This window comes from Streptomyces sp. NBC_01551, from assembly GCF_026339935.1.
In the GTDB taxonomy this organism is placed as follows: domain Bacteria; phylum Actinomycetota; class Actinomycetes; order Streptomycetales; family Streptomycetaceae; genus Streptomyces.
Genome location: NZ_JAPEPX010000001.1, coordinates 6291302 through 6312075, shown reverse-complemented (window position 1 = coordinate 6312075; position 20774 = coordinate 6291302). Strand labels below are relative to the sequence as shown.

14 protein-coding genes are annotated in these 20774 nt (G+C 73.8%); 10 read left to right on the top strand and 4 right to left on the bottom strand.

The window, feature by feature from the left end; genetic code table 11:
• Window positions 1-49 precede the first annotated feature (49 nt).
• Window positions 50-1729: an alpha/beta hydrolase gene (locus OG982_RS28350; protein WP_266781981.1), complete on the top strand. Its 1680-nt coding sequence runs from the start codon at window positions 50-52 to the stop codon at window positions 1727-1729.
• 36 nt (window positions 1730-1765) lie between these two features.
• Here the strand turns inward: OG982_RS28350 and OG982_RS28345 are convergent, their stop codons facing one another.
• Entirely contained in the window at window positions 1766-2509 is a 744-nt protein-coding gene (locus OG982_RS28345; protein ID WP_266781983.1) for a CPBP family intramembrane glutamic endopeptidase, read from the bottom strand.
• A 122-nt stretch (window positions 2510-2631) separates the two neighbouring features.
• On the opposite strand from OG982_RS28345, the gene OG982_RS28340 reads away from it, so the two are divergent.
• From OG982_RS28340 to OG982_RS28320, 5 genes are all read left to right on the top strand, one after another.
• A complete protein-coding gene (locus tag OG982_RS28340) occupies window positions 2632-3894 on the top strand; it encodes a TerD family protein (protein WP_266949676.1) in 1263 nt (420 codons plus the stop codon).
• A 123-nt stretch (window positions 3895-4017) separates the two neighbouring features.
• Window positions 4018-6753: a class III lanthionine synthetase LanKC gene (lanKC, locus tag OG982_RS28335; protein ID WP_266949675.1), complete on the top strand. Its 2736-nt coding sequence runs from the start codon at window positions 4018-4020 to the stop codon at window positions 6751-6753.
• The gene (locus OG982_RS28330; RefSeq protein ID WP_266781989.1) at window positions 6750-6893 is read left to right on the top strand and encodes a SapB/AmfS family lanthipeptide; all 144 of its coding nucleotides are present in this window, start codon (window positions 6750-6752) and stop codon (window positions 6891-6893) included. Before lanKC ends, OG982_RS28330 begins: the two co-directional genes overlap by 4 nt.
• A 65-nt stretch (window positions 6894-6958) precedes the next feature.
• Complete coding sequence (locus OG982_RS28325; protein WP_266949673.1) at window positions 6959-9223, top strand: ATP-binding cassette domain-containing protein; 2265 nt, start codon at window positions 6959-6961, stop codon at window positions 9221-9223.
• Window positions 9220-10998: an ABC transporter ATP-binding protein gene (locus tag OG982_RS28320; protein WP_266949671.1), complete on the top strand. Its 1779-nt coding sequence runs from the start codon at window positions 9220-9222 to the stop codon at window positions 10996-10998. The genes OG982_RS28325 and OG982_RS28320 overlap by 4 nt, the downstream gene beginning before the upstream one ends.
• Before the next feature lie 67 nt (window positions 10999-11065).
• Here the strand turns inward: OG982_RS28320 and OG982_RS28315 are convergent, their stop codons facing one another.
• Window positions 11066-11671, bottom strand: coding sequence for a LuxR C-terminal-related transcriptional regulator (locus OG982_RS28315; RefSeq protein WP_266781995.1), 606 nt, complete (start codon window positions 11669-11671; stop codon window positions 11066-11068).
• 267 nt (window positions 11672-11938) lie between these two features.
• A complete protein-coding gene (locus OG982_RS28310; protein WP_266949670.1) occupies window positions 11939-13195 on the bottom strand; it encodes a serine hydrolase in 1257 nt (418 codons plus the stop codon).
• A gap of 91 nt (window positions 13196-13286) precedes the next feature.
• On the opposite strand from OG982_RS28310, the gene OG982_RS28305 reads away from it, so the two are divergent.
• The 4 genes from OG982_RS28305 (at window position 13287) to OG982_RS28290 (ending at window position 18164) form a co-directional block, all read left to right on the top strand.
• Window positions 13287-14063 (top strand): MerR family transcriptional regulator, encoded by a 777-nt coding sequence (locus tag OG982_RS28305; protein WP_323139285.1) that lies wholly within the window; start codon window positions 13287-13289, stop codon window positions 14061-14063.
• Window positions 14064-14138: 75 nt separating this feature from the next.
• Window positions 14139-14954, top strand: coding sequence for a VOC family protein (locus OG982_RS28300; protein ID WP_266949667.1), 816 nt, complete (start codon window positions 14139-14141; stop codon window positions 14952-14954).
• A gap of 119 nt (window positions 14955-15073) precedes the next feature.
• Window positions 15074-17689 (top strand): amino acid permease, encoded by a 2616-nt coding sequence (locus tag OG982_RS28295; RefSeq protein WP_266782003.1) that lies wholly within the window; start codon window positions 15074-15076, stop codon window positions 17687-17689.
• Between the two features lie 115 nt (window positions 17690-17804).
• Entirely contained in the window at window positions 17805-18164 is a 360-nt protein-coding gene (locus OG982_RS28290; protein ID WP_266782005.1) for an STAS domain-containing protein, read from the top strand.
• A 6-nt stretch (window positions 18165-18170) separates the two neighbouring features.
• Here the strand turns inward: OG982_RS28290 and rph are convergent, their stop codons facing one another.
• Window positions 18171-20774 carry a rifamycin-inactivating phosphotransferase gene (rph, locus tag OG982_RS28285; protein ID WP_266949666.1) on the bottom strand — a complete coding sequence of 868 codons (2604 nt, stop codon included), beginning with the start codon at window positions 20772-20774 and terminating at the stop codon, window positions 18171-18173.

The following is a 20774-nucleotide window of genomic DNA, read 5'->3' as shown; positions in this document are numbered from 1 at the left end:
GGATGGCACGAACCCCCCGGCCTTGCGACCATGACCACGGAGGCAAGCCATGACCGATGACCCGCCGGTACCTCCGTCGGAAGGGCCGGCCCCGCGCGAGCGGCGTCGGCGGCTCCAGCTGACGCTCCCCGGCTGCTGGGGCGCGCTGGTCCTGGCGTGCCTGTCGTTCACCCCGTCACTGCTCCCCCGCGGCGGCGTCCTCCAAGGGCTGATCTGCGGAATCAGCGCGGCCATCGGGTACGGGCTGGGCGTGCTCGCGGCCTGTGTGTGGCGCGCTTTCGCCGACCGGGAGGCGCGCAGCCCCTCGCGCAGGTCATGGCTCATCCTGCTCGTCAGCGCGCTCGTGCTCTTCGGCGTCTCGTTCGGGCTCGGGCAGTACTGGCAGCACGAGATCCGCCGGCTCATGGGCGTCACCGACTTCAACGTCCTCACGGCCATCGCCTGCCCCTTCGTCGCCGCTCTCGTCTTCCTCCTCCTGCTCGCGGCCGGGCGGGGACTGCGGGCCCTCTACCGCTGGGCCGCCCGGCTGCTCGGGCGCCGGATCGGCGGGCGGGCGGCCCGGGTGGTCGGCTGGCTGTTGGTGGCGGGTCTGGCGTGGGCCGCGTTCTCCGGGCTACTGCTGAGCGGCATCGTGAACGCCGCCAACGAGGCGTTCTCGCTGCGTGACACCCAGACCCCGGAAGGCGTGCACCAGCCGACGTCTGCGCTGCGCTCGGGCGGGCCCGGCTCACTGGTGCCGTGGGACTCGCTGGGCTACCAGGGCCGGGCGTTCACCGGCAGTGGTCCGACGGCGCAGGCCATCGGCGCCTTCACCCACCGCACGGCGCAGGAGCCCGTCCGGGCCTACGCCGGACTGGAGACCTCCGACAGCACGGAGACCCGGGCGGCCCGGGCCGTCGCGGATCTCGAACGGGCGGGCGGCTTCGCACGCGAGAACCTGCTCGTGATGACCACCACGGGCAGCGGCTGGGTCGATCCCGCCGCGGTGGACTCGTTCGAGTACCTCGCCAACGGCGACGCGGCCAGCGTGGCGATCCAGTACTCGTACCTGCCGTCGTGGATGTCGTACCTGGTCGACCAGTCCAAGGCGCGCGAGGCCGGCCGCGATCTCTTCGACGCGGTCTACGACAAGTGGTCCCAGCTGCCCCAGGACCGGCGTCCGCGCCTGTTCGTGGCGGGCGAGAGCCTGGGCTCGTTCGGCGGTGAGACGGCCTTCAGCGGGGAGCACGACCTGCGCAACCGCACCGCGGGCACCCTGTTCGCCGGCCCGCCCAACTTCAACACGCTCTTCCGCGAGTTCAGCGACCACCGCGACGCGGGAAGCCCCGAGATCGAGCCCGTCTACCGGGAGGGCCGGACCGTCCGGTTCACCGACGACCCGGCCGCCGCGATCCCTCCCGCCGACCGTCCCTGGGACGGCCCGCGGGTGCTCTACCTCATGCACCCGTCCGACCCGATCGTCTGGTGGAGCCCCCGGCTGGCCCTCTCCGAACCCGACTGGATCGGAGATCGGCCCGGCTCGGACGTGCTCGGGGCGATGGTGTGGATCCCGTTCGTGACCTTCTGGCAGGTCACCGCCGACCTGCCGTTCTCCACGGGGGTGCCGGACGGCCACGGGCACACGTACAAGGCGGCCTACGTCGACGCCTGGAACTCCGTCATGCGGCCCACCGGATTCACCGCGCAGGAACTGGACCACCTGAAGGACGTCGTCTCGCCGCAGAAGTGAGTCCGCCGCAGGGCCGCCGCCGGCCCCGCCGCGCGTTCAACGCAGCAGGAACCCGACGACGTAGCCGAACGCGTTGACCGCCCAGTGCAGCCCCATGGGAGCCAGCAGGCTGCCGCTGCGGCGGCGCAGTTCGCAGAACAGGACGCCCGCCGCCGCCGTGAACAGCACGGCCCCCACGACCGCCAAGGCGGCCCCGAGGCCGGATTGACCGAAGACCGAGCCCAGGGCCGGCTTCGCGGTCGCCAGGTGCAGCGACGGCAGCACGTGCCACAGGCCGAACAACACGCTCGACACGACGGTCGCCCACACCGCCCCGCGGGCGCGGCGCACCAGACCGTAGAGCACGCCCCGGAAGGCGATCTCCTCCACCAGGACCGTGCCGACAGGGACCAGCACGAAGACGCGCAGCATCACCTCGCCGCCGTCCATCCCGGCGTACCGCCGGTCCTCGAACAGCGTCCTGGTGGCGGGCAGCAGGGCCCCGGCCAGGTAGACGACGCCGACCAGGCCGATCAGGGCCAGCGCCCAACGGGCCCCGCGGGCCAGCGTGCCAGGCGCCAGACCCGCGTCCGCGAGGGTGCCGCCGGCCCAGCGGAGCACACCGAGCAGCACACCGCTGACCACGACCGCGGTCACCACACCCCACAGGCCCGACCAGCGGTGCACGGCCAGGTTGGCGGCGACGAGGACGGCCACCGTGACCCCCACGGCCGGCCAGGTGCCGATCGGCCGTCGGCACCGGCGCCGGCGCCGGGCGTCTTCGGGGGTGCTGCGGGGCATGAGACCCCCCTCGTGTCGTGACCCGGACCGTCGTGGCTCCATCATTTCCGTCTTCGGGGAACGCGGCACGCCAGGGCCTCGTACGCTGCGGGAGCAGGAGAAGCCACGGAAGGGGGGCCCACGTGTCCTTGCAAAAAGGTGCCAACGTGCCGGTACCGAGTGCCGGTGTCCGGGTGGAACTGGGGTGGCGGGGCGGTCCCGGAGCACCTGACGTGGACGTGTCGGCCCTGCTGCTGACGGCGGCCGGCAAGGTGCGCTCGGACGACGACTTCGTCTTCTACAACCAGCCCGTGCATCCCAGCGGCGCCGTGCGCCACGAGGGGAGGCGCGAGGACGGCTCGGGCACGCTCGAAACGATCGGGGTGACGCTGTCCGCGGTGGAGCAGGAGATCGGCACCGTGGTGGTCGCCGCCTCCACCGACGGCACCTTCGGTGACGTGTCCGGTCTCTTCGTGCGCGTGCTGGACGCGCAGAGCGGCGCCGAGACGGCGAGGTTCGACGCCACGGGCGCCACCACGGAGACCGCCTTCCTGCTCGGGGAGCTGTACCGGCGGGCCGGCGCGTGGAAGTTCCGGGCGGTGGGCCAGGGGTACGCCTCCGGCCTGGCGGGGCTCGCCACCGACTTCGGCATCACGGTCGACGACCCGGCGCCTGCTCCGGCCCCGACTCCGACTCCGCCCGCACTTGCACCCACGCCGGCGCCCGCGCCCGCGCCGGTGCCGGCGCAGCCCGCGCCTGCCCAGCCGGTGCGGCTGTCGAAGATCACTCTGACGAAGGCGGCGCCCACGGTGTCGCTGAGCAAGCAGGGGGCCACCTCCGGGGCCATGCGGGTCAACCTCACCTGGAGCGCCGCCAAGCCGCCGCGCGGCTGGATGAGGAAGGGACGGGACTCCGTCCGGCTGGAGGACGTCGACCTGGACCTCTCCTGCCTGTGGGAGCTGCGCGACGGGACGGCGGGGATCGTCCACCCCATCGGCAACCAGTTCGGCTCGTTCGACCAGCCGCCGTACGTCCAGCTGGACCACGACGACCGGACCGGCGCGAGCGAGGCCGGCGAGAACCTCACGATCAACCTTGATCACGCGGCCGAGATCAAGCGCCTCCTGGTGTTCGTCGTCATCTACTCCGGGGCCGACAGCTTCGCGGGGCTCCAGGGCGTCGCCACGCTGTACCCGCCCGTCGGCCCGCCGATCGAGGTGCGCCTGGACGAGTGCACGGTGCCCGCGCCGGTGGCAGCGATCGCCCTGATCGAGAACGTGGGCGGGGAACTGATCGTCCGGCGCGAGGCGAAGTACCTCGTCCTGCCCCCCGGCGTCTTCAAACAGCAGGCGGCGGACCTCGCGTACGACTGGGGCATGAGCTGGCAGTCGGCGAGCAAGGACTGAGCGGCGCGGCGGCGCGCCCGTTGTGACTCGTGCGTACTGCACACCCCACAGGTGACAGCCGTGACTGTCGCGGCCCTCGGCCCGCGTGACAGCGTTGGCACGTCACCGACCGAGGGAGCACGAGTGAACAAGGGGTACGCCGCCTTCTGCGACGCCGACCGCTGGTTCTACGACGCGCCGTACCGGCGGGCCGAGGAGAGCTACCGGGCCGCGCTCGCCCCCGTGCCGGCGGGGTGGCAGACGCACCGCAGCGGGGACTGGCTGGCGCTGCGCCCCGTCGACGTCCGGCTGCCCCCGCAGGGCTGGAAGATCCACGTCTCGGCGTGCCTGGACAACGCCGAGTCCGTCCTCGAACGGGTCCACCGCTACTGCGTGGAGCGTCGGATCGCGTTCAAGTTCGTGCCGAGCCGGTACCTGCTGCACCTGCGCAACGCGAAGTACGCCGACCGCGCGGCGAGCGGCAAGTTCCTCACCGTCTACCCTGCGGACGAGGAGCAGTGCCGGACCATCGCCGAGGAGCTGGACGCGTTGCTGGCCGGCGAGCCCGGCCCGTACATCCTGAGCGACCTGCGCTGGAACGACGGTCCCGTGCACCTGCGTTACGGCAGTTTCACCCTGCGGCACTGCTACGACGACCGCGGCGAGCTGGTCCCGGCGATCGAGGCCCCGGACGGCCGGCTGGTCCCGGACCCCCGGGGTCCGGTGTTCCAGCCGCCGGAGTGGGTCGAGTTGCCCGACTTCCTGGCGCCCCATCTGGCCCGGCGGGCCGCCGTCACCCTCGAAGGCCTCCCGTACACCGTCGAGCGGGCCCTGCACTTCTCCAACGGGGGCGGGGTCTACGCCGGCCGCGACGTCCGCACCGGCGAGCCGGTCGTCCTCAAGGAAGCGCGCCCCTTCGCTGGGCTCGCGGCCGACGGAGCGGACGCCGTGACCCGGCTGCACCGCGAACGCAGGGACCTGGAGCAGCTCGCCGGCCTGGACTGCGTGCCCTCGGTCCACGGCACCTTCACCGTCGGGGACCACCACTTCCTGGTGATGCAGCACCTGGAGGGCAAGCCCCTCAACACCTACTTCGCCCGCCGGCACCCGCTGATCGAGGCGGACCCGGATCCCGCGGAGCTCGCGGAGTACACCCGGTGGGCGCTGGAGGTCCACCGGCGGGTGACCGAGGCCGTGGAGGAGGTGCACGCCCGCGGGATCGTCTTCAACGACCTGCACCTGTTCAACGTCATGGTCGCGGAGGACGAGGAGACCGGCGAACCGTCGGTGGCACTGCTCGACTTCGAGGCCGCCGCCCACGTCGACGAGGGGCTGCGCCAGACCGTCGCCAACCCGGCGTTCGTCGCCCCCGCCGACCGGCGTGGTTTCGGGGTCGACCGGTACGCCCTGGCCTGTCTGCGCCTGGCCTTGTTCCTGCCGCTGACCAGCCTGCTGGTGATGGACCGGGCCAAGGCGGCGCACCTGGCCGACATCGCCGCCGAGCAGTTCCCCGTACCCCGTGAGTTCCTCGACGAGGCGGTACGGGAGATCCTCGCCGGATCCGAGGCCGGGTCGGGGGCCGTGTCGGGGTCCTCGGGGGACGGCGCTCGCGCGGTGGTGGCCCGGCGCCCCTACCTGCCGGTCGAGCCGGGCGACTGGGACGCGGCCCGCGCCTCGATGACGGCGGCGCTGCGGGCGAGCGCGACCTTCGACCGCGACGACCGCCTCTTCCCCGGGGACACGGCCCAGTTCGCGACCGCCGGCGGCGGCACCGGTTTCGGCTACGGAGCGGCCGGCGTGCTGTACGCGCTCGCCGAGACCGGCGCCGACCCGTGGCCCGAAGCCGAGGAATGGCTGCTGGCCCGGACGAAGGAACCGGCCTCCGGCATGCCGCTGGGCTTCTACGACGGCCTCGCCGGTCTGGCGTGGACCCTGGAGCGCCTCGGCCACCGCGACCGCGCGCTCGCGCTCGCCGAGCAACTGCTGGGCCAGGCCTGGCAGTCGGTCGGACCCGACCTGCACAGCGGGCTCGCCGGCATCGGGCTGGCCCTGGACTCCCTGGGCACGGCCACCGGCGAGAGCGCACTGCACGCCGCGGCCCTGCGCTGCGCCGACCTCCTCTCCGGGAGCGGGTCCAAGGCCGGGTCCAAGGCCGGGTCCGGGTCCGGGTCCGGGGCCGGGGCCGGGTCCGGGGCCGCAGCCCCCGTCAGCCCGAAACGGGCCGGCCTGCTCCACGGGCACAGCGGACCCGCGCTGCTCCACCTGCGGCTGTTCGAACGCACCGGCGACCGGGAGTTCCTGCTCCGGGCCGCCAGGGCCCTGCACCGCGATCTCGACCGCTGCGTGACCAGCGCCTTCGGCACCCTCCAGGTCGACGAGGGGTGGCGCACGATGCCCTACCTCGGGGCCGGCAGCGTGGGGATCGGCATGGTGTTGGACGACTGGCTGGAGCATGCTGCGGACGACCGCTTCGAACGGGCCCGGCCGGAGATCGTCCGCGCCGCCCAGGCGACCTTCTACGCGCAGCCCGGCCTGTTCCGCGGCGCCGCCGGAATGATCCTGCACCTGGCGCGGACCACCACGCCGGGCCCGGGCTCCGCCCCCGAGGACATCGCCCGGCAGGTGTCGGCCCTGGCCCGGCACGCGGTCCCGTACCAAGGCTTCCTGGCCTTCCCCGGCGAGCAGATGATGCGCCTGTCCATGGACCTGTCCACGGGCACGGCCGGCGCGCTCCTCGCCCTCGGCAGCGCCGCGCCCGGCGGGCGCGCGCACCTGCCGTTCCTCCCGCCGCCGCGGTCGGCCGCGGCGGCCCCAGAGCCGGTCCCCCTGGCGGGGGCCGTGACCCATCGGAACACCACAGTGAAGAGGAATCGGACATGACGCTTCTCGACCTGCAGTCGATGGACACCCCGAAGGAAGAGACCACCGAGGTCGCGCACGGCGGCGGCGGCGGTGGCGGCAGCCGGGCCAGCCTGCTCCTGTGCGGCGACAGCAGCCTGAGCATCACGACCTGTCACTGATCAGGTCCTTCCGGGCCCGGGCGGTTCACCGCCCGGGCCCGCACCACACCCTGGAGCCGCCGCCCATGACCGCACCCGATGCCACCGGCGAGGCGGCGGCCGCGCGCGGCGCCGACCGGGCTCTGCGGGCGGCCGCGCGACACAGCGCCGGCCGCCTCGCGGCCGTGTCCGCCTGCTCGGTGGGCGCCGCCGGCGCGGCCCTGGCCGAACCGGCGGTCCTCGGCCACACCCTCGACCTGCTGCTGCGCCAGGACCCCGGCGGCGCCCGGTGGACCGCATGGTGCGCGGTGGTGATCGCCGCCGAGGTGCTGCTCGACGCGGCGACGGCCCGGCTCACCGGCGGCGTCGACGCCCGCTCCACCGCCTGGCTGCGGCGCCTTGGGCTCGGCCGCCTGCTGCGCACCGCGCCGCACCACGCCGCCCGGCACTCCCCCGGCGAACTCTCCGCCCGGCTGACCTCGCAGGCCACCACCGCCGGCGCCGTGCCGGCGGCCGTCGTGGGCGCGGCCGTGGCCCTGCTCCCCCCGTTCGGCGGACTCGTGGCGCTGGTCCTGGTCGACGTGTGGACCGCGCTGGCCTTCCTCGCCGGACTCCCGCTGCTCGCCGTGCTGTTGAGGGCGTTCGCCCGCGACTCCGGCGCCAGCGTCAGCCGCTACCAGGAGGTGCAGCTCGCGATGGCCGGCCTCCTCGTGGAGGCCCTCGCGGGCGCCCGTACCATCGCCGCCGCCGGCACCGCCGAGCGCGAACAGGCGCGCGTGCTGGGCCGGTTGCCGGAGCTCGGCTCCGAGGGGCGGCGGACCTGGCGGATCTACGGCACCACGATGGCCCGTACGAGCGCCCTCATGCCCCTGCTGCTGTACGTCGTCCTCGGCGTGGGCGGGATCCGCCTCGCCGAGGGGGCCCTGGGCGTCGGAGGGCTCCTCGCCGCGGTCCGCTACGCGGGCCTCGCGGCCGGGGTCGGCGCCGTGACGGGGCGGCTGGCGGCCGTGGTGCGCGGCCGGGCCGCCGCCCGCCGCACGGCGGCCCTCTTCGACCTGCCCGAACTCCCGCAAGGGGTGCGCCGGTTGCCCGGGGCCGGGCCGGGCACGCTGGAGCTGCGCGGGGTACGGGTCGTCCGCGCGGGCGCCGTGGTGTTGTGCGACGTCGACCTGAGGATCCCCGGCGGGACGACCGCCGCCGTCGTCGGCCGCTCGGGCTCCGGCAAGACGACGCTGGCCGCCGTGGCCGGGCGGCTCACCGCGTGCGACGAGGGCGAGGTCCTGCTCGACGGCGTGCCGCTGGACGAACTGTCCGCCGGGGAGCTGCGCCGCGAGGTCGGCCACGCCTTCGAACGGCCTGCCCTCTTCGGCGAGAGCGTCGCGGCTGCCGTCGCGTTCGGCAGCGGGCCGCAGCCGGCCCCGGAGACCGTGCGCGCCGCCGCGCGGGCGGCCGGGGCCGACACCTTCGTGCGCCGGCTGCCCGAGGGTTACGGCACGGCGCTCGCGGACGCGCCGATGTCCGGCGGGGAGCTGCAACGCCTCGGCCTGGCCAGGGCGTTCTGCCACGCCGGGCGGCTGCTCGTCCTGGACGACGCGCTGTCGAGCCTGGACACCGTCACCGCCCGGGAGGTGGAGCGGGCCCTGGCCCGCGACGTCCGGCCGGGCACCCGTCTCGTCGTCGCCCACCGCGTCTCCTCGGCCGCCGGCGCCGACCTCGTCGTATGGCTCGACGCGGGCCGGATCCGGGCGACGGGCACACACGCGGACCTGTGGCGGGACCCCGCCTACCGTGCGGTGTTCGGCGCCGCAGCGGCCCCGGACACGCAGCCGCCGCCGACACCGGCCGCAGAAACAAGCGCGGCCCCGACACCGGCCCCGATCCCGGCCGCGGGTCCGGCCGCGGGTCCGGCCGCGGGTCCGGCCGCGAACCCGGGCACGGGTCCGGACCTTCGGCCGGCACCGGAGCCGGACGCGAACCCGGGTCCGGGCGCGGACCTGAATGCGGACCCGGGCAGGGGCGCGGGCGCGGACCCGGATGCCGACCCGGAGCCGGGCACGGGCGCGGAGCAGGGCCCGGACCTGGATGCGGACGCGGACCCGGGCACGGGCCCGGAGCTGGAGCCGGGCGCGGACCTGGATGCGGACGCGGACCCGGGCACGGGCACGGGCACGGATGCGGACCCGGACCCGGGCGCGGAGCCGGGCGCGGAGCCGGACCCGGAGCCGGGCGCGGAGCCGGAGCCGGGCGCCGAGGGGGCAGGGGCGGGACCGGGCGGGGGGCCCGCCGGGCGGGGCGGCGGCGGGTTGCGGCGCCGCGCGTTGGAGGCGCCCGGGCGGGAGGCGGTTCGATGAGCGAGTACGGGACTTGGCGCCGGGTGTCCGGCGAGGGGCGGCGTTTCCTGCGCGGGCGCGGCCGGGCGTTGCGCCGGCTCGCGCTCTGGTCCCTGCTGGAGTCCGCGCACACCTTCCTCGGCGGCTACGCCGTGGCCCGCGCCCTCGACGACGGCTTCCTCGCCGGCCGCACCGGCACCGGGCTCGGCTGGCTGGCCGTGGCCGGCGCGGGGGCCCTGCTCGGCGCCGTCGCCCTGCGCGGGGTGTTCGGCGGACTGGCGGACCTGGTCGAACCGCTGCGGGACGGCCTGGTGCGGCGCTGCGTGCGCCAGGCGATCGGGCGGGCCGTCGCCGATCCCGGGCGGGCCGGTGACGCGGGCGCCGTCTCCCGGCTCACGCAGCAGACCGAGATGGCCCGGGACTCCTTCGCCGGACTGGTCCTGGTGGCCCGGTCGTTCGTCTTCACCGCCCTGGGCGCGCTGCTCGGGCTGGCCGCGCTGGATCCGGTCCTGCTGGTCCTCGTACTGCCCGCGCTGCTCCTGGGTACGGCCGCCTTCCTGGCCACGCTGCACCCCATGGCGCGCGTGCAGCGGGCGGCGCTCGACGCCGACGAGGCGCTGTCCGCACGCGCCGGCGAACTGGCGGCGGGGCTGCGCGACGTCGTCGCGTGCGGGGGCGGGGCGAGTGCCGGAGCCCCGGTGGAGCTGCTGATCGCCGAGCAGGAGCGGCTGACCGGACGCCTCTCGCGGTGGACCGCGCTGCGCACCCTGGCGCTGGGCGTCGCAGGCCGGTTGCCGGTCGTCGTCCTGCTGGCCGGAACGCCCTGGCTGCTCGGCCGCGGGGTGAGCGCGGGGGCGGTGGCCGGGGCCCTCACCTACCTCGTGCAGTCGCTGCTCCCCGCCCTGGACGCGCTGATGACGGCACTGGGGGCGGCGGGCACGAGGCTGCTGGTGGTACTGGACCGGTTCTGCGATCCGGAACCGGAGGGCCCGGAACCGGAGGCCCCGGAACAGGAGGCTCCCGCCGTGACGGAGGTGGCCGCGCCGCAGCCGGAGCCGGCACCCGCGCCCGCGCCGTCGCCCGCCGTCGAACTCCGGCGGGTCCGCTTCGCCTACGGCCCCTGCGCGCACCCCGTGATCGACGGCCTCGACCTGGTGGTCGGGCCGGGCGAACACCTGGCCGTGGTGGGGCCGAGCGGCATCGGCAAGTCCACCCTCACCGCTCTGATCGCCGGCCTGCTGCCGCCCGGCCTGGGCACCGTACGGGTGGCGGGCGCCGCCGCGCGGGACGCCCGGGGGCGCGGCCCCGACGTCCGCCGGACGCTGCTGCCCCAGCAGGCGTACGTGTTCACGGGCTCGGTCCGCGAGAACCTGACCCACCTGTGCCCCGGCCCGGTCCCCGGGGACGAGGTGGAGCGGGCCGCGGCCGCCCTCGGCGCGGACGGACTCGTGGCCCGGCTCGGCGGGCTGGACGCGGTCCTCGACCCGGGCCGGCTCTCCCAGGGCGAGCGGCAGCACCTCGCCCTCACCGCCGCCTACCTCTCCCCCGCCCCCCTGCTGCTGCTCGACGAGGCCACCTGCCACCTCGACCCCCGGACCGAGGAACGCGCGGAGCGGGCGCTCGCCGAGCGCCCCGGCACCCTGGTGGTGGTCGCGCACCGCATCTCCTCCGCCGTCAGGGCCGACCGGGTCCTCGTACTCGACGGGACCCGCGCGGTGTGCGGCACGCATGCGGAGCTCCCGGCCAGGTCGCCCCTGTACCGGGATCTGGTGGGCGTGTGGGACGCGCGCGGGTGAGGCGGGGTACCGCGCGCGGGTGAGGCGGGGTGCGGCTACGGGTACGGGGCAACCCGTACCCGGGGGCTCAGACCCAGCCGGCCCGCCGGGAGATCCGGATGGCGTCGATCCGGTTTCGGGCGCCGGTCTTCCGTGTCACGGCTGCCATGTAGTTCCGTACGGTCCCGCTGGCGAGGTGCAGCGCACGGGCAATCTCCGCGATCGAGTCGCCCTCGGCGGCCCGGGCCAGAACGCTCAGCTCGCGCGGGCTGAGCGGCATGGGGTCGGCCTCCATGAAGGCCGAGGCGAGCGTGGCGTCGATGGAGCGTTCCCCCGCCGCGACCTTGGCGATGGCCCGGACCAGCCGTGCGGGCGAGCCGTCCTTGTCGACGTAGCCGAGGGCCTGGGTCCGCAAGGCGCGGCGCAGCGAGCCGGGCGTGTCGGCGCGGGCGAGCACGAGCAGGGACGTGGAGCGGGGCAGCGGGCGGGTGGCGCCGGCGTCCGAGAGGAGGGCGGCCGACGCCCCGGGACAGTCGAGGTCCACGACCGCCACGTCGGGTCGTAAGAACTCCGCCTGGCGCGCGGCGGCGCGCCAGCCGGAGGAGGTGACGTCGAAGTCGCCTTCGGATCTCAGCAGCGCGGCCAGGGCGGACCTCACGAGGCACACGCTGTGCAGCACCAGGACCTTGGTCATCGGGTTCCCCTCAGGTGACGGTCGATCAGCACCAAGCGGCTTCCCAGCTACCACCGTGCGGGAACGTCACGGCGGGAGGCGCGCGGGGGCGCGTGGCCGAAGCCGGGCCCTCCCCCCGTGCCACCCCCGGGCGGCTCGCGGCCGCCTCACCTCGGGGAGAACCCGGGAGGCGCCCTCACCTCCCTCGGAACGCCAATATCCGGATGGGCTGATTCCGCCCGCCTCCGGCGGGATCCGCCCGCCCGTACTCGTACGCGGTCAGGCCTCCTACGCGGCCGGCGCGGGGGTGGGGCCCGGGCAGAACTCGGCCTGGAGGACGTCGGTGAACGCGGCGATCGGGTGGTTCCAGTCGCCGTTGGAGTTGACCGAGACCATGCGGGTGCCGTTGCGGGTGCCGAACGTGTAGGTCCAGGAGCCGTTGATGGCGCCTCCCATGCCCCAGACCGTCACTCCGCACGACAGCTTCTGCGAGGCGACACCGAGGCCGTAGGTGGTGTCGGGGATCCAGTTCTTGGTCGTGACCATGCTGAACATCTCCCGCTGCTGCGCGGGGGGCAGGAGCCGGCCGCCCAGGAGCGCGCCGAAGAACCGGTCGAGGTCGGCGGTCGTCGAGACCACGCCGCCGGCCGCCCACCCCCAGGAGGGGTTGAGCTCGGTCACGTCGTAGACCGCGGCGTCGGGGCCGGTCAGCATCAGCTTCGAGTAGTGCCGCCCGTGCGGACCGTGGATCAGCGGATCGTCGCCGCGCGGCAGGTACGTCGCCGTGAGCCCGAGCGGGCGGGCGACGCGCTGCGCGATCGCGTCGGCCAGCGGCAGGCCGGTCACCCGCTCGATGATCATCCCGGCGAGGAAGTAGGGGGTGTTGGAGTATCCCCAACCGGTGCCGGGAGCGAACGCGGGCGGGTGGGAGAGCCCGATCCGTACGATCTCCTCGGGGCGGTAGCCGTCGAAGCGGTGTTCGAGGAACGGCGTGCCCGCGCCCCGCTTGCTCATGACGTCGTCGTTGACGTAGTCGTAGATCCCGCTGGTGTGGTTCAGCAGCTGCCTGACGGTGATCTTCTCGGGCTCGTAGCCGGGACCGCGCACGACGCCGGGCAGCCACTTCTCGACCGAGTCGTCGAGGCTGAGCCGGTGTTCGGCCGCGAGTTGCAGCATCACGGTCGCCGTGAAGGTCTTCGTCGTGCTCCCGACCCGGAAGCGGTCCTGCTGCCGGCGCTGCCGGCCGGTCTCGGTGTCGGCCACGCCCGCGGCGCCTACCCAGGTGTCACGGCCGTCGCGGATCGTGGCCAGGACGCCGGGCACTCCCCCGTCGGCCACGGCCCGGCCCAGCGCCCGCTGGGCGGCGAAGTGGTCGGCGTGTGACGCCGGCGCCGCGGAGGCCGAAGGAGCCGCGATGGCGATCTGCGCCACCGCCGCCGTGGCGATGCACAGCCGGATGCCCGCGTGGACCACTCGGTCGAACCTGGCCTTGCCCGTGGAAGGGACGGATTCGGAAGCCTGTCGGCGGCTTGTCGTCGTGTTCATGATTAGATCGTCGGACCCTGACGCAGGGTCAGGGTCAAGCGGCTTCGCCCGCCGATTTCCCGGGGGACCAAGGATGCTGACGATCGGCCAGGTGGCGACCGCTCTCGGCGTGACGGTGCGGGCCATCCGCCACTACCACCAAAGGGGCCTGCTGCCCGAGCCCGAGCGCGACGCCTCGGGCTACCGGCGCTACGGAGCGGACGCGATCGTCGCCCTGATCCGCATCAGGACCCTGTCGGACGCCGGCGTCCCGCTGGCGCGGATCGAGGAGCTGATGGGCGCCTCGCCCGAGGAGTTCTCCGCGGCGGTCGCGGACATCGACAGCGAGCTGAGGGGCCGGATCCGGGACCTGAGACGCCGCCGCGGCCGGATCGCCGAACTGGCCGCGGGGGACGCCCTGTTCCTGCCGCAGGAGGTCGTCGTCCTCCTGGACCGGCTCCGCGGGCTCGGCCTCAGTCCGGAGTCGGTACGGACCGAGCGCGACACGTGGGTCCTGCTGGCGGCGCAGTACCCCGACCAGGTGCCGCGGTGGGCCCTCCAGAAACGGGCCCTGTTCGAGGACCCCGCCTTCCAGCGCCTGTACCTGACGGCCGACCAGGCCGCCGGCTGGGACCGTGACGACCCCCGCCTGGAGGCCCTCGCGGACGAGGTGAACGCCTTCGGCGGACTCCGCACGCCGGGCACGGAGGACGGCACCGGCACGGAGGACGGCGCCGGTCCGGTCGGCGGCGCCGGTCCGGTCCTGGCCGTCGACGCCCTGGTCACCGTCACCCTGATGGCAGCCGAAACGGGCAAACCGGTGCCGGCCTGGGAGCGCCTCGTCGAACTGTGCCGCAGCCGGGCAACACCCGCCGCCCGGCCGTCGTAGACGCAGCGCCGACGGGCGACGGCCGGGGTGCGGTGCCAGGCTGAGGTCATACAGGACCTGCGAAAGGCAATCGCCATGATCACCACTGACTTCGCCCCCGGCTCCCCCTGTTGGCTCGACCTCGGCACCCCCGACGTCCGGGCCGCCGCGGCCTTCTACGCCGCCGTGCTCGGATGGGAGTACGAGTCCATGGGCGAGGGGGAGGACTTGGGCGAGGGGGAGGACATGGAAGGCGGGATGTTCCGCAGGGACGGCAAGATCGCCGCCGGGCTCGGCAAGCTCACCGAGGAGGGCGCGCGCTCGGCCTGGATGATCTACTTCAGCGTCGCCGACGCGGACGCCACCACCGAGGCGGTGGAGCGCGCGGGCGGCACGGTCCGGGTGGCTCCGAGGGACCTCGGCGACTGGGGCCGGATGGCCCAGTACAGCGATCCGCTGGGGGGACAGTTCGCCGTCTGGCAGCCGGGAGAGGACAAGGGCGTCGAGCTGGTGGACGAGCCGGGCTCGCTGTCCTGGACCGAGCTGTACACGAGCGACGCCGAGTCCGCCAAGCAGTTCTACGGCGGCGTCTTCGGCTGGCAGTACAGCGACATGGGCCTGCCGGGCGGCGGGGGCACGTACACCCTCATCACTCCCGCCGGGCTGCCCGAGGAGCGCATGCACGGCGGTCTCATGGAGCTGCCCGCGGAGCACCTCGCCCTCACGAACGGACGGCCCTACTGGCACCCCGTCTTCGCCGTCGCCGACTGCGACGCCGCGGTCGCCAAGGTCACCGAGAACGGCGGCAGCGTACAGATGGGACCGCAGGACGCGGAAGGCGTCGGCCGCCTCGCCGTCTGCCTCGACCCGTCGAACGCCGACTTCGTGGTCCTCACCCCGGTCCGCAGTTGATGCGGCATGTCGGATCCGGCGGCCTCTCCCGCTGAGGGAAGATGCCCTGCCGGAGCCCATGGACCGCTCAGGAAGTCGGTGAATCCGTTTTGACGCCGCCCAATGGTGACAAGGAGCCAGTGGCCGCGATCGCAGCGGGTCCTGGAGCCGGGGAGAAGGGCCTCAAGGCCGGCGCCCTGGGCCTGGCCTCCTCCGTGGCCATCGGCGTGGCCTCCACCGCTCCGGCCTACAGCCTGGCGGCCACGCTGGGCCTCATCGTGACCAGGGTCGGCCCCCAGGCCCCGGTCATCACGATGCTGGCCTTCATCCCGATGCTGCTGATCGCCTACGCCTACCGGGAGCTCAACGCCGGCGACGCGGACTGCGGGACCACCTTCACCTGGGCGACCCGGGCCTTCGGCCCCCGCATCGGGTGGATGGGCGGCTGGGGCATCATCGTCGCCGACGTCATCGTGATGGCGAACCTCGCGGCGATCGCCGGCATCTACACGTACCGCTTGTTCGGATACGAGTCGCTGGCGGAGAGCCGGCTGTGGGTCACCGTCGCGGGCGTCGCCTGGATCGCGGTGATGACCGCCGTCTCGTACGTCGGCATCGAGATCTCCGCCGCCCTGCAGCGCGCCCTGCTGACGGTCGAGGTGGTCGTACTGATCCTCTTCGCCGTCACCGCGATGACCAAGGTCTACACGGATCCCCCGGCGACGGCGATCCGCGTCTCCGCCTCCTGGTTCAACCCGCTGCTCGTGCCCAGCGCCGAAGCGCTGACGGCGGGGCTGCTGGCGGCCGTCTTCATCTACTGGGGCTGGGACACCGCCGTCACGGTCAACGAGGAGACCGCTGACAGCGAACACATCCCCGGGCGCGCCGCGGTCATCTCGACCGTCCTGCTGCTGGTCATCTACGTCGCGGTCGCCACCTCGGCGCAGGCCTTCGCCGGAGTCGGGACCGAGGGCATCGGCCTGGCCAACCAGGACAACGACGACGACGTGCTCTCCGACCTCGGCAGCGCGGTCTTCGGCGATCAGGGAATCGGCCGGCTCCTGACCGGACTGCTGATCCTCATGGTGCTCACCTCGGCGGCGGCCTCCACCCAGACCACGATCCTGCCCCTGGCGCGGACCGTCTTCTCGATGGCCGCGCACAAGGCCGTCCCCGCCGGGTTCGCCCGGGTCCACCGGAAATACCTCACCCCGACCTGGTCGACGGTGGGCATGGGGCTGGTCTCGATCGCGTTCTACGTCCTGCTGTCGCTGATCAGCCACAACGTGCTCGCCGACTCCATCGAGTCGGTCGGCCTGGCGATCGCCTTCTACTACGGCCTGACCGGCTTCGCCTGCGTCTGGTACTACCGCAAGGTGCTCGGCCGCAGCGCGAAGGACTTCGTGTCCAAGGGCCTGCTGCCGGGCCTGGGCGGGCTGATGATGCTCTCGGTGTTCTGCTACGCGGGCTTCCACGTCTACGCCGACCCCGGATACGGTGCGACCTCCATCGACCTGCCGCTGATCGGGCCGACGGGCGGGGTGGCCGTGGTGGGGCTGGGAGCCCTGCTGATCGGCGTCGTGCTCATGCTGGTCGTCACCCGCGAGCACACCGCGGCCCTCAAGCTCCAGCGGAGCCTGCTGCCGCGCAAACTGGCGCCGCAGACGGCTGTCGAGGCGGCGAGCCGCTACGTGCCGGCCGACAGCCGGTCCGGAATCGGCGGTGACTGGTTCGACGTCGTTCCGTTGTCCAGCACGCGCGTCGCCCTGGTGGTCGGAAACGTGAAGGGACACGGCCTGCACGCCGCCGCGGCCATGGGACTGCTGCGCACGAGCGTGCGCGTCCTCGCCCGGATGGACCTGCCACCGGACGAGCTCCTCTCCCACCTGGACGACGTGGCCCGGCAGACCTCCGCGGAGTGGGACGGCGAGCTCGGTGGAGAGCGCGCACGATCCGGCCCCGGCGCGGACGTCGCCGCCGTGACCTGCCTGTACGCCGTGTACGACCCCGTGTCGGGGCGCTGCGCGATGGCGCGGGCGGGTGGCTGGCCGCCCGCGGTGGTCGAGGCGGACACCGGTGCGGTCACCTTTCCGGACCTGCCGCCGGGCCCCGCGCTCGGCCTGGGAGGCCAGACCTTCCAGAGCATCGAACTCCAGCTGCCGCCCGGCAGCCTCATGGCCCTCTTCACCGACGGTCTGACGCACGCCGTCGGCCACGACCCCGACGTGGCCCTCGGCCGCCTCGCCGAAACCCTCGCCGAGCGCCGACGCCCCCTGGAGCAGCTGTGCGACCTCGCGCTGGCGAGGCTGCTGCCCGGACCAGTGGACGACGACGTGGCCGTGCTTCTGGTCCGCACCCGGATGCTCGACGAGCGCGATGTGTCCGACTGGGAGCTCGAAGGCGACCCGGCGGTCGTCGCCGACGCCCGCGCCGCCGTCGCCGGGCAACTGCGCGCGTGGGGGCTCGAAGAGTTCTCGTTCGTCACCGAACTGATCGTCAGTGAGCTGGTCACCAACGCCATCCGCTACGCCGACGGGCCCGTCCACGTCCGGCTGATCCGTGACGAGAACCTCATCTGCGAGGTCTCCGACACCGGCCACACCGCTCCGCACCTGCGCCACGCCGCCACCGACGAGGAGGGCGGCCGGGGCCTGTTCCTCATCGCCCAGGTGGCCTACCGGTGGGGGACGCGCTACACCGCCACCGGAAAGACCATCTGGGCCGAACAGGTCGTGACGTCGGCGCAGGAGCCGTGAGCGGCGGAGCGGCCTCCAGGTGATCACCGCGGTTGTCCACGGCCGCACGCATACAACGCGAAGGGCCGGGCACCTGAGCGGTACCCGGCGTGGCTCGCGTAGCGAAGGAGTGTCCGTGCTGCCCATCAAGGTGACCGACAGCGGTGTGCTGATCATCCCTCTGCGGGCCGACCTCGACGTCGGCAGCCGTGCCGCGACCGCCTGGGCGATCGACCGCCTGTTGGCCGCCCACCGGTCCTCACCCGTGGTGGTGCAACTGTCCGACGCCGCGCCGAGTCCGGCGGCCGTGAGCACCGTCGCCCGGACGATCCGCATGTGCCGCGACGCGGGTACGCAGTCGGCCGTGGTCGCCGCCGGCGCGGAAGCCCGCCGGACCCTGAGGTCGGGCCTCGGAGGGGTCCGGGCGCCGGACGTCCACGTCACCGTGCACTCGGCCGTCGCCACGCTCTCGGCCACGGTCGGTACGGCGGCGTAGACCCGGTCAGGGCAGGATCTCGACGTACCCGTCGGTTCCGTGCACGCGGATCCGCTGCCCGTCCCGGATCAGCCGGGTGGCCTGCTGCACGCCCACGACGGCCGGCAAGCCGTACTCCCGGGCGATCACCGCGCCGTGGGTCATCAGGCCGCCCACCTCCGTCACCAGGCCCGCGATTCCGACGAACAGCGGCGACCAGCTCGGGTCCGTGAAGGCCGTGACCAGGATGTCGCCCGCTTCGAGATCGGCCTGCGCCATGTCGAGGACGACACGGGCCCGTCCCTCGACGGTCCCGGCGGAGACCGGCACGCCGATCAGGGCGTCGGCCGGCACGTCGTCGCGCCGGTACGCCCCGGTGAGTGCCTCGCCGTCCGACGTGAGCACGCGGGGCGGTGTGAGCGCGTGCTGCGCCCGGAAAGCCTCCTTGCGCCGCTGGATGAGGTGCTCGTCGTCCAGCCGGTGCGAGCGCGCGACCTCGTGGAGTTCCTGGAAGGTGAGGTAGAAGGCGTCCTCCTGCTCCGGCAGCACGCCCGCCCGCACGAGGCGCCCGGCCTCCTCCAGCAGGGCCTGCTTGTAGACGAAGTAGCGGCTGACGATGCCGTACTTCGGGTACTCCCGGTACCCGATGAAGGTGCGGACCCGGTCGATCATCCGCTTGGCCTCCTCGGCTTTCCGGTCCCCGTCCGGCAGGGCCCGCAAGCGGGACAGCACGTCCTGTTCCTTCTCCAGCGCCTTGTGCCGCCCTTGCTCGAAGCGCCGCTCGGCGGCGCCCGGCCCGAAGTTCCTGACGTTGTCGAGGATCACGGGCACGAGCGTGGCGGGGCGCTCGCGCCAACGTGGCCTCGTGATGTCGATCTCGCCGACGCAGCGCATGCCGTACCGGTCGAGGTAGGCCTCGATGGCGTCGCGCGCTTCGGTCCCGCCCGCGAGCTTCGCCAGCCCGTCCAGGAAGTCGTCGTCCTCGACGCCCCGTAGGAACGCCACCACCTCCGGATGCGGGCGGATCACGTCCGCGACGTCGAGCAGCGCCAGTCCCATCTCCGACGTGACGTTGTCGGGGGCGGACAGCGTCAGCGTGTCAGCCGCGTTCTTCTCGCCGAGCCACTCCCCCAGCTTGTCGCCCAGCCACCACGTGGCCTCCATCCCCGCCATGATCGCCTGCATGCTCAGCGGATCGCCGAGCACCCGCTTGTGCTCCTCGAAGGCTTCCAGCAGGAAGTCGAACAGCGCCGGTCCGCTCTTCGACCGGATGTCGCGCTCCAGGGCGGCGACGGACACCCGGCTGCGCTCGATCAGCTCGGTGACGACGGCCGGATCCGTCTCGATCGGGGCGGGCGCACCGCCGGCAGGCGGCCCGCCGGGACCCGCGTCCGGGAGCGACGGGAGGACGAAGTCGTCGCGTTCGAGGACGGTCTCCAGGGCATCCCTGACCAGCGGATCGCCCTTCCCCAGGACGTCCAGGAGGCCGGCGCGGCTCGCGGGCGCGGCCAGGCGCCCGGTGACGTCGACGAACAGCCTCCCGCCGGCCTCGTGCATCGCCACCATGGCCGTCAGCTGCCACATGGAGAACCCCAGGGGCTTCATGGGGTCGGTCATCATCTGTCCGTGGCCGACGGAGACGTAGACGTGGTTCTCCTCGTCGCCGGTCTCCGGGACGGGGAACAGCGTCGTGATCGGCCGGCTCTGCACGATCCGGAAGCCGTCGTCGACCAGGCACCATTCGACGTCCTGCGGGCGGCCGAAGTGCGCTTCGATCAGCCGCCCGAGCCCCGCGAGCCGCACGACCTGCGCGTCCGTCAGTGCCGGCTGCTCCTGTCGCCGCGAGTCGATCGCCACCTCCCGCGTACCGCCGGCCGGCAGGGCGTGGACGGCACGCTGTTTGGCGGCGATCGCCTTGGCGACGATTTCGCCGTCCCGCACCTTGAAGACGTCCGGGTTCACCAGGCCGGAGACCAGGGCCTCGCCGAGGCCGAAGCCGGCGTCCACGGTGGTGACCTTCCGGTTGCCCGTGACGGGGTCGGCCGTGAACAGGATGCCGGACGCGTGCGGGAAGACCATCCGCTGCACGACCACGGCCATGTGGACCGTACGGTGGTCGATGCCGGCCCGCTGTCGGTAGGTCACGGCGCGCTCGGTGAACAGCGAGGCCCAGCAGCGGCTGACGTGCCGGAGGACCTCCGTCGGCCCCACGACGTTCAGATACGTGTCCTGCTGGCCGGCGAAGGAAGCCGTCGGCAGGTCCTCCGCCGTCGCGCTGGACCGGACGGCGTAGGCGGCTTGGTCGCCGAACCGGGCGAGAGCGCCGGTGATCGCCGCCGCGAGATCGCCCGGAACGGCGATCCCTTCGACGGTCCGACGAATCTGCGCGCTGAGCGTGCGGATCGCCTCCCGGTCGTCCGGGTTCACGCGCGACAGCCGATCGAGCAGATCGTCGATCGACGGCGCTTGCGCCACGACCCGCCGGAAGGCCTCCGTCGTCACGCAAAAGCCACCCGGCACGCGGATGCCCTCGATCCGCGACAGCCCGCCCAGGTGCGCGCCCTTGCCGCCGACGACCGCGACCTGCGTCTCGTCGACCTCTTGAAGATCCAACACGTACTGCTCGATCAC

Coding starts and splice junctions, on each gene's coding strand:
- OG982_RS28350 (WP_266781981.1), top strand. CDS start 50: ATGACCGATGACCCGCCGGTACCTCCGTCGGAAGGGCCGGCCCCGCGC.
- OG982_RS28345 (WP_266781983.1), bottom strand. CDS start 2,509: ATGCCCCGCAGCACCCCCGAAGACGCCCGGCGCCGGCGCCGGTGCCGA.
- OG982_RS28330 (WP_266781989.1), top strand. CDS start 6,750: ATGACGCTTCTCGACCTGCAGTCGATGGACACCCCGAAGGAAGAGACC.
- OG982_RS28325 (WP_266949673.1), top strand. CDS start 6,959: ATGACCGCACCCGATGCCACCGGCGAGGCGGCGGCCGCGCGCGGCGCC.
- OG982_RS28320 (WP_266949671.1), top strand. CDS start 9,220: ATGAGCGAGTACGGGACTTGGCGCCGGGTGTCCGGCGAGGGGCGGCGT.
- OG982_RS28315 (WP_266781995.1), bottom strand. CDS start 11,671: ATGACCAAGGTCCTGGTGCTGCACAGCGTGTGCCTCGTGAGGTCCGCC.
- OG982_RS28310 (WP_266949670.1), bottom strand. CDS start 13,195: ATGAACACGACGACAAGCCGCCGACAGGCTTCCGAATCCGTCCCTTCC.
- OG982_RS28300 (WP_266949667.1), top strand. CDS start 14,139: ATGATCACCACTGACTTCGCCCCCGGCTCCCCCTGTTGGCTCGACCTC.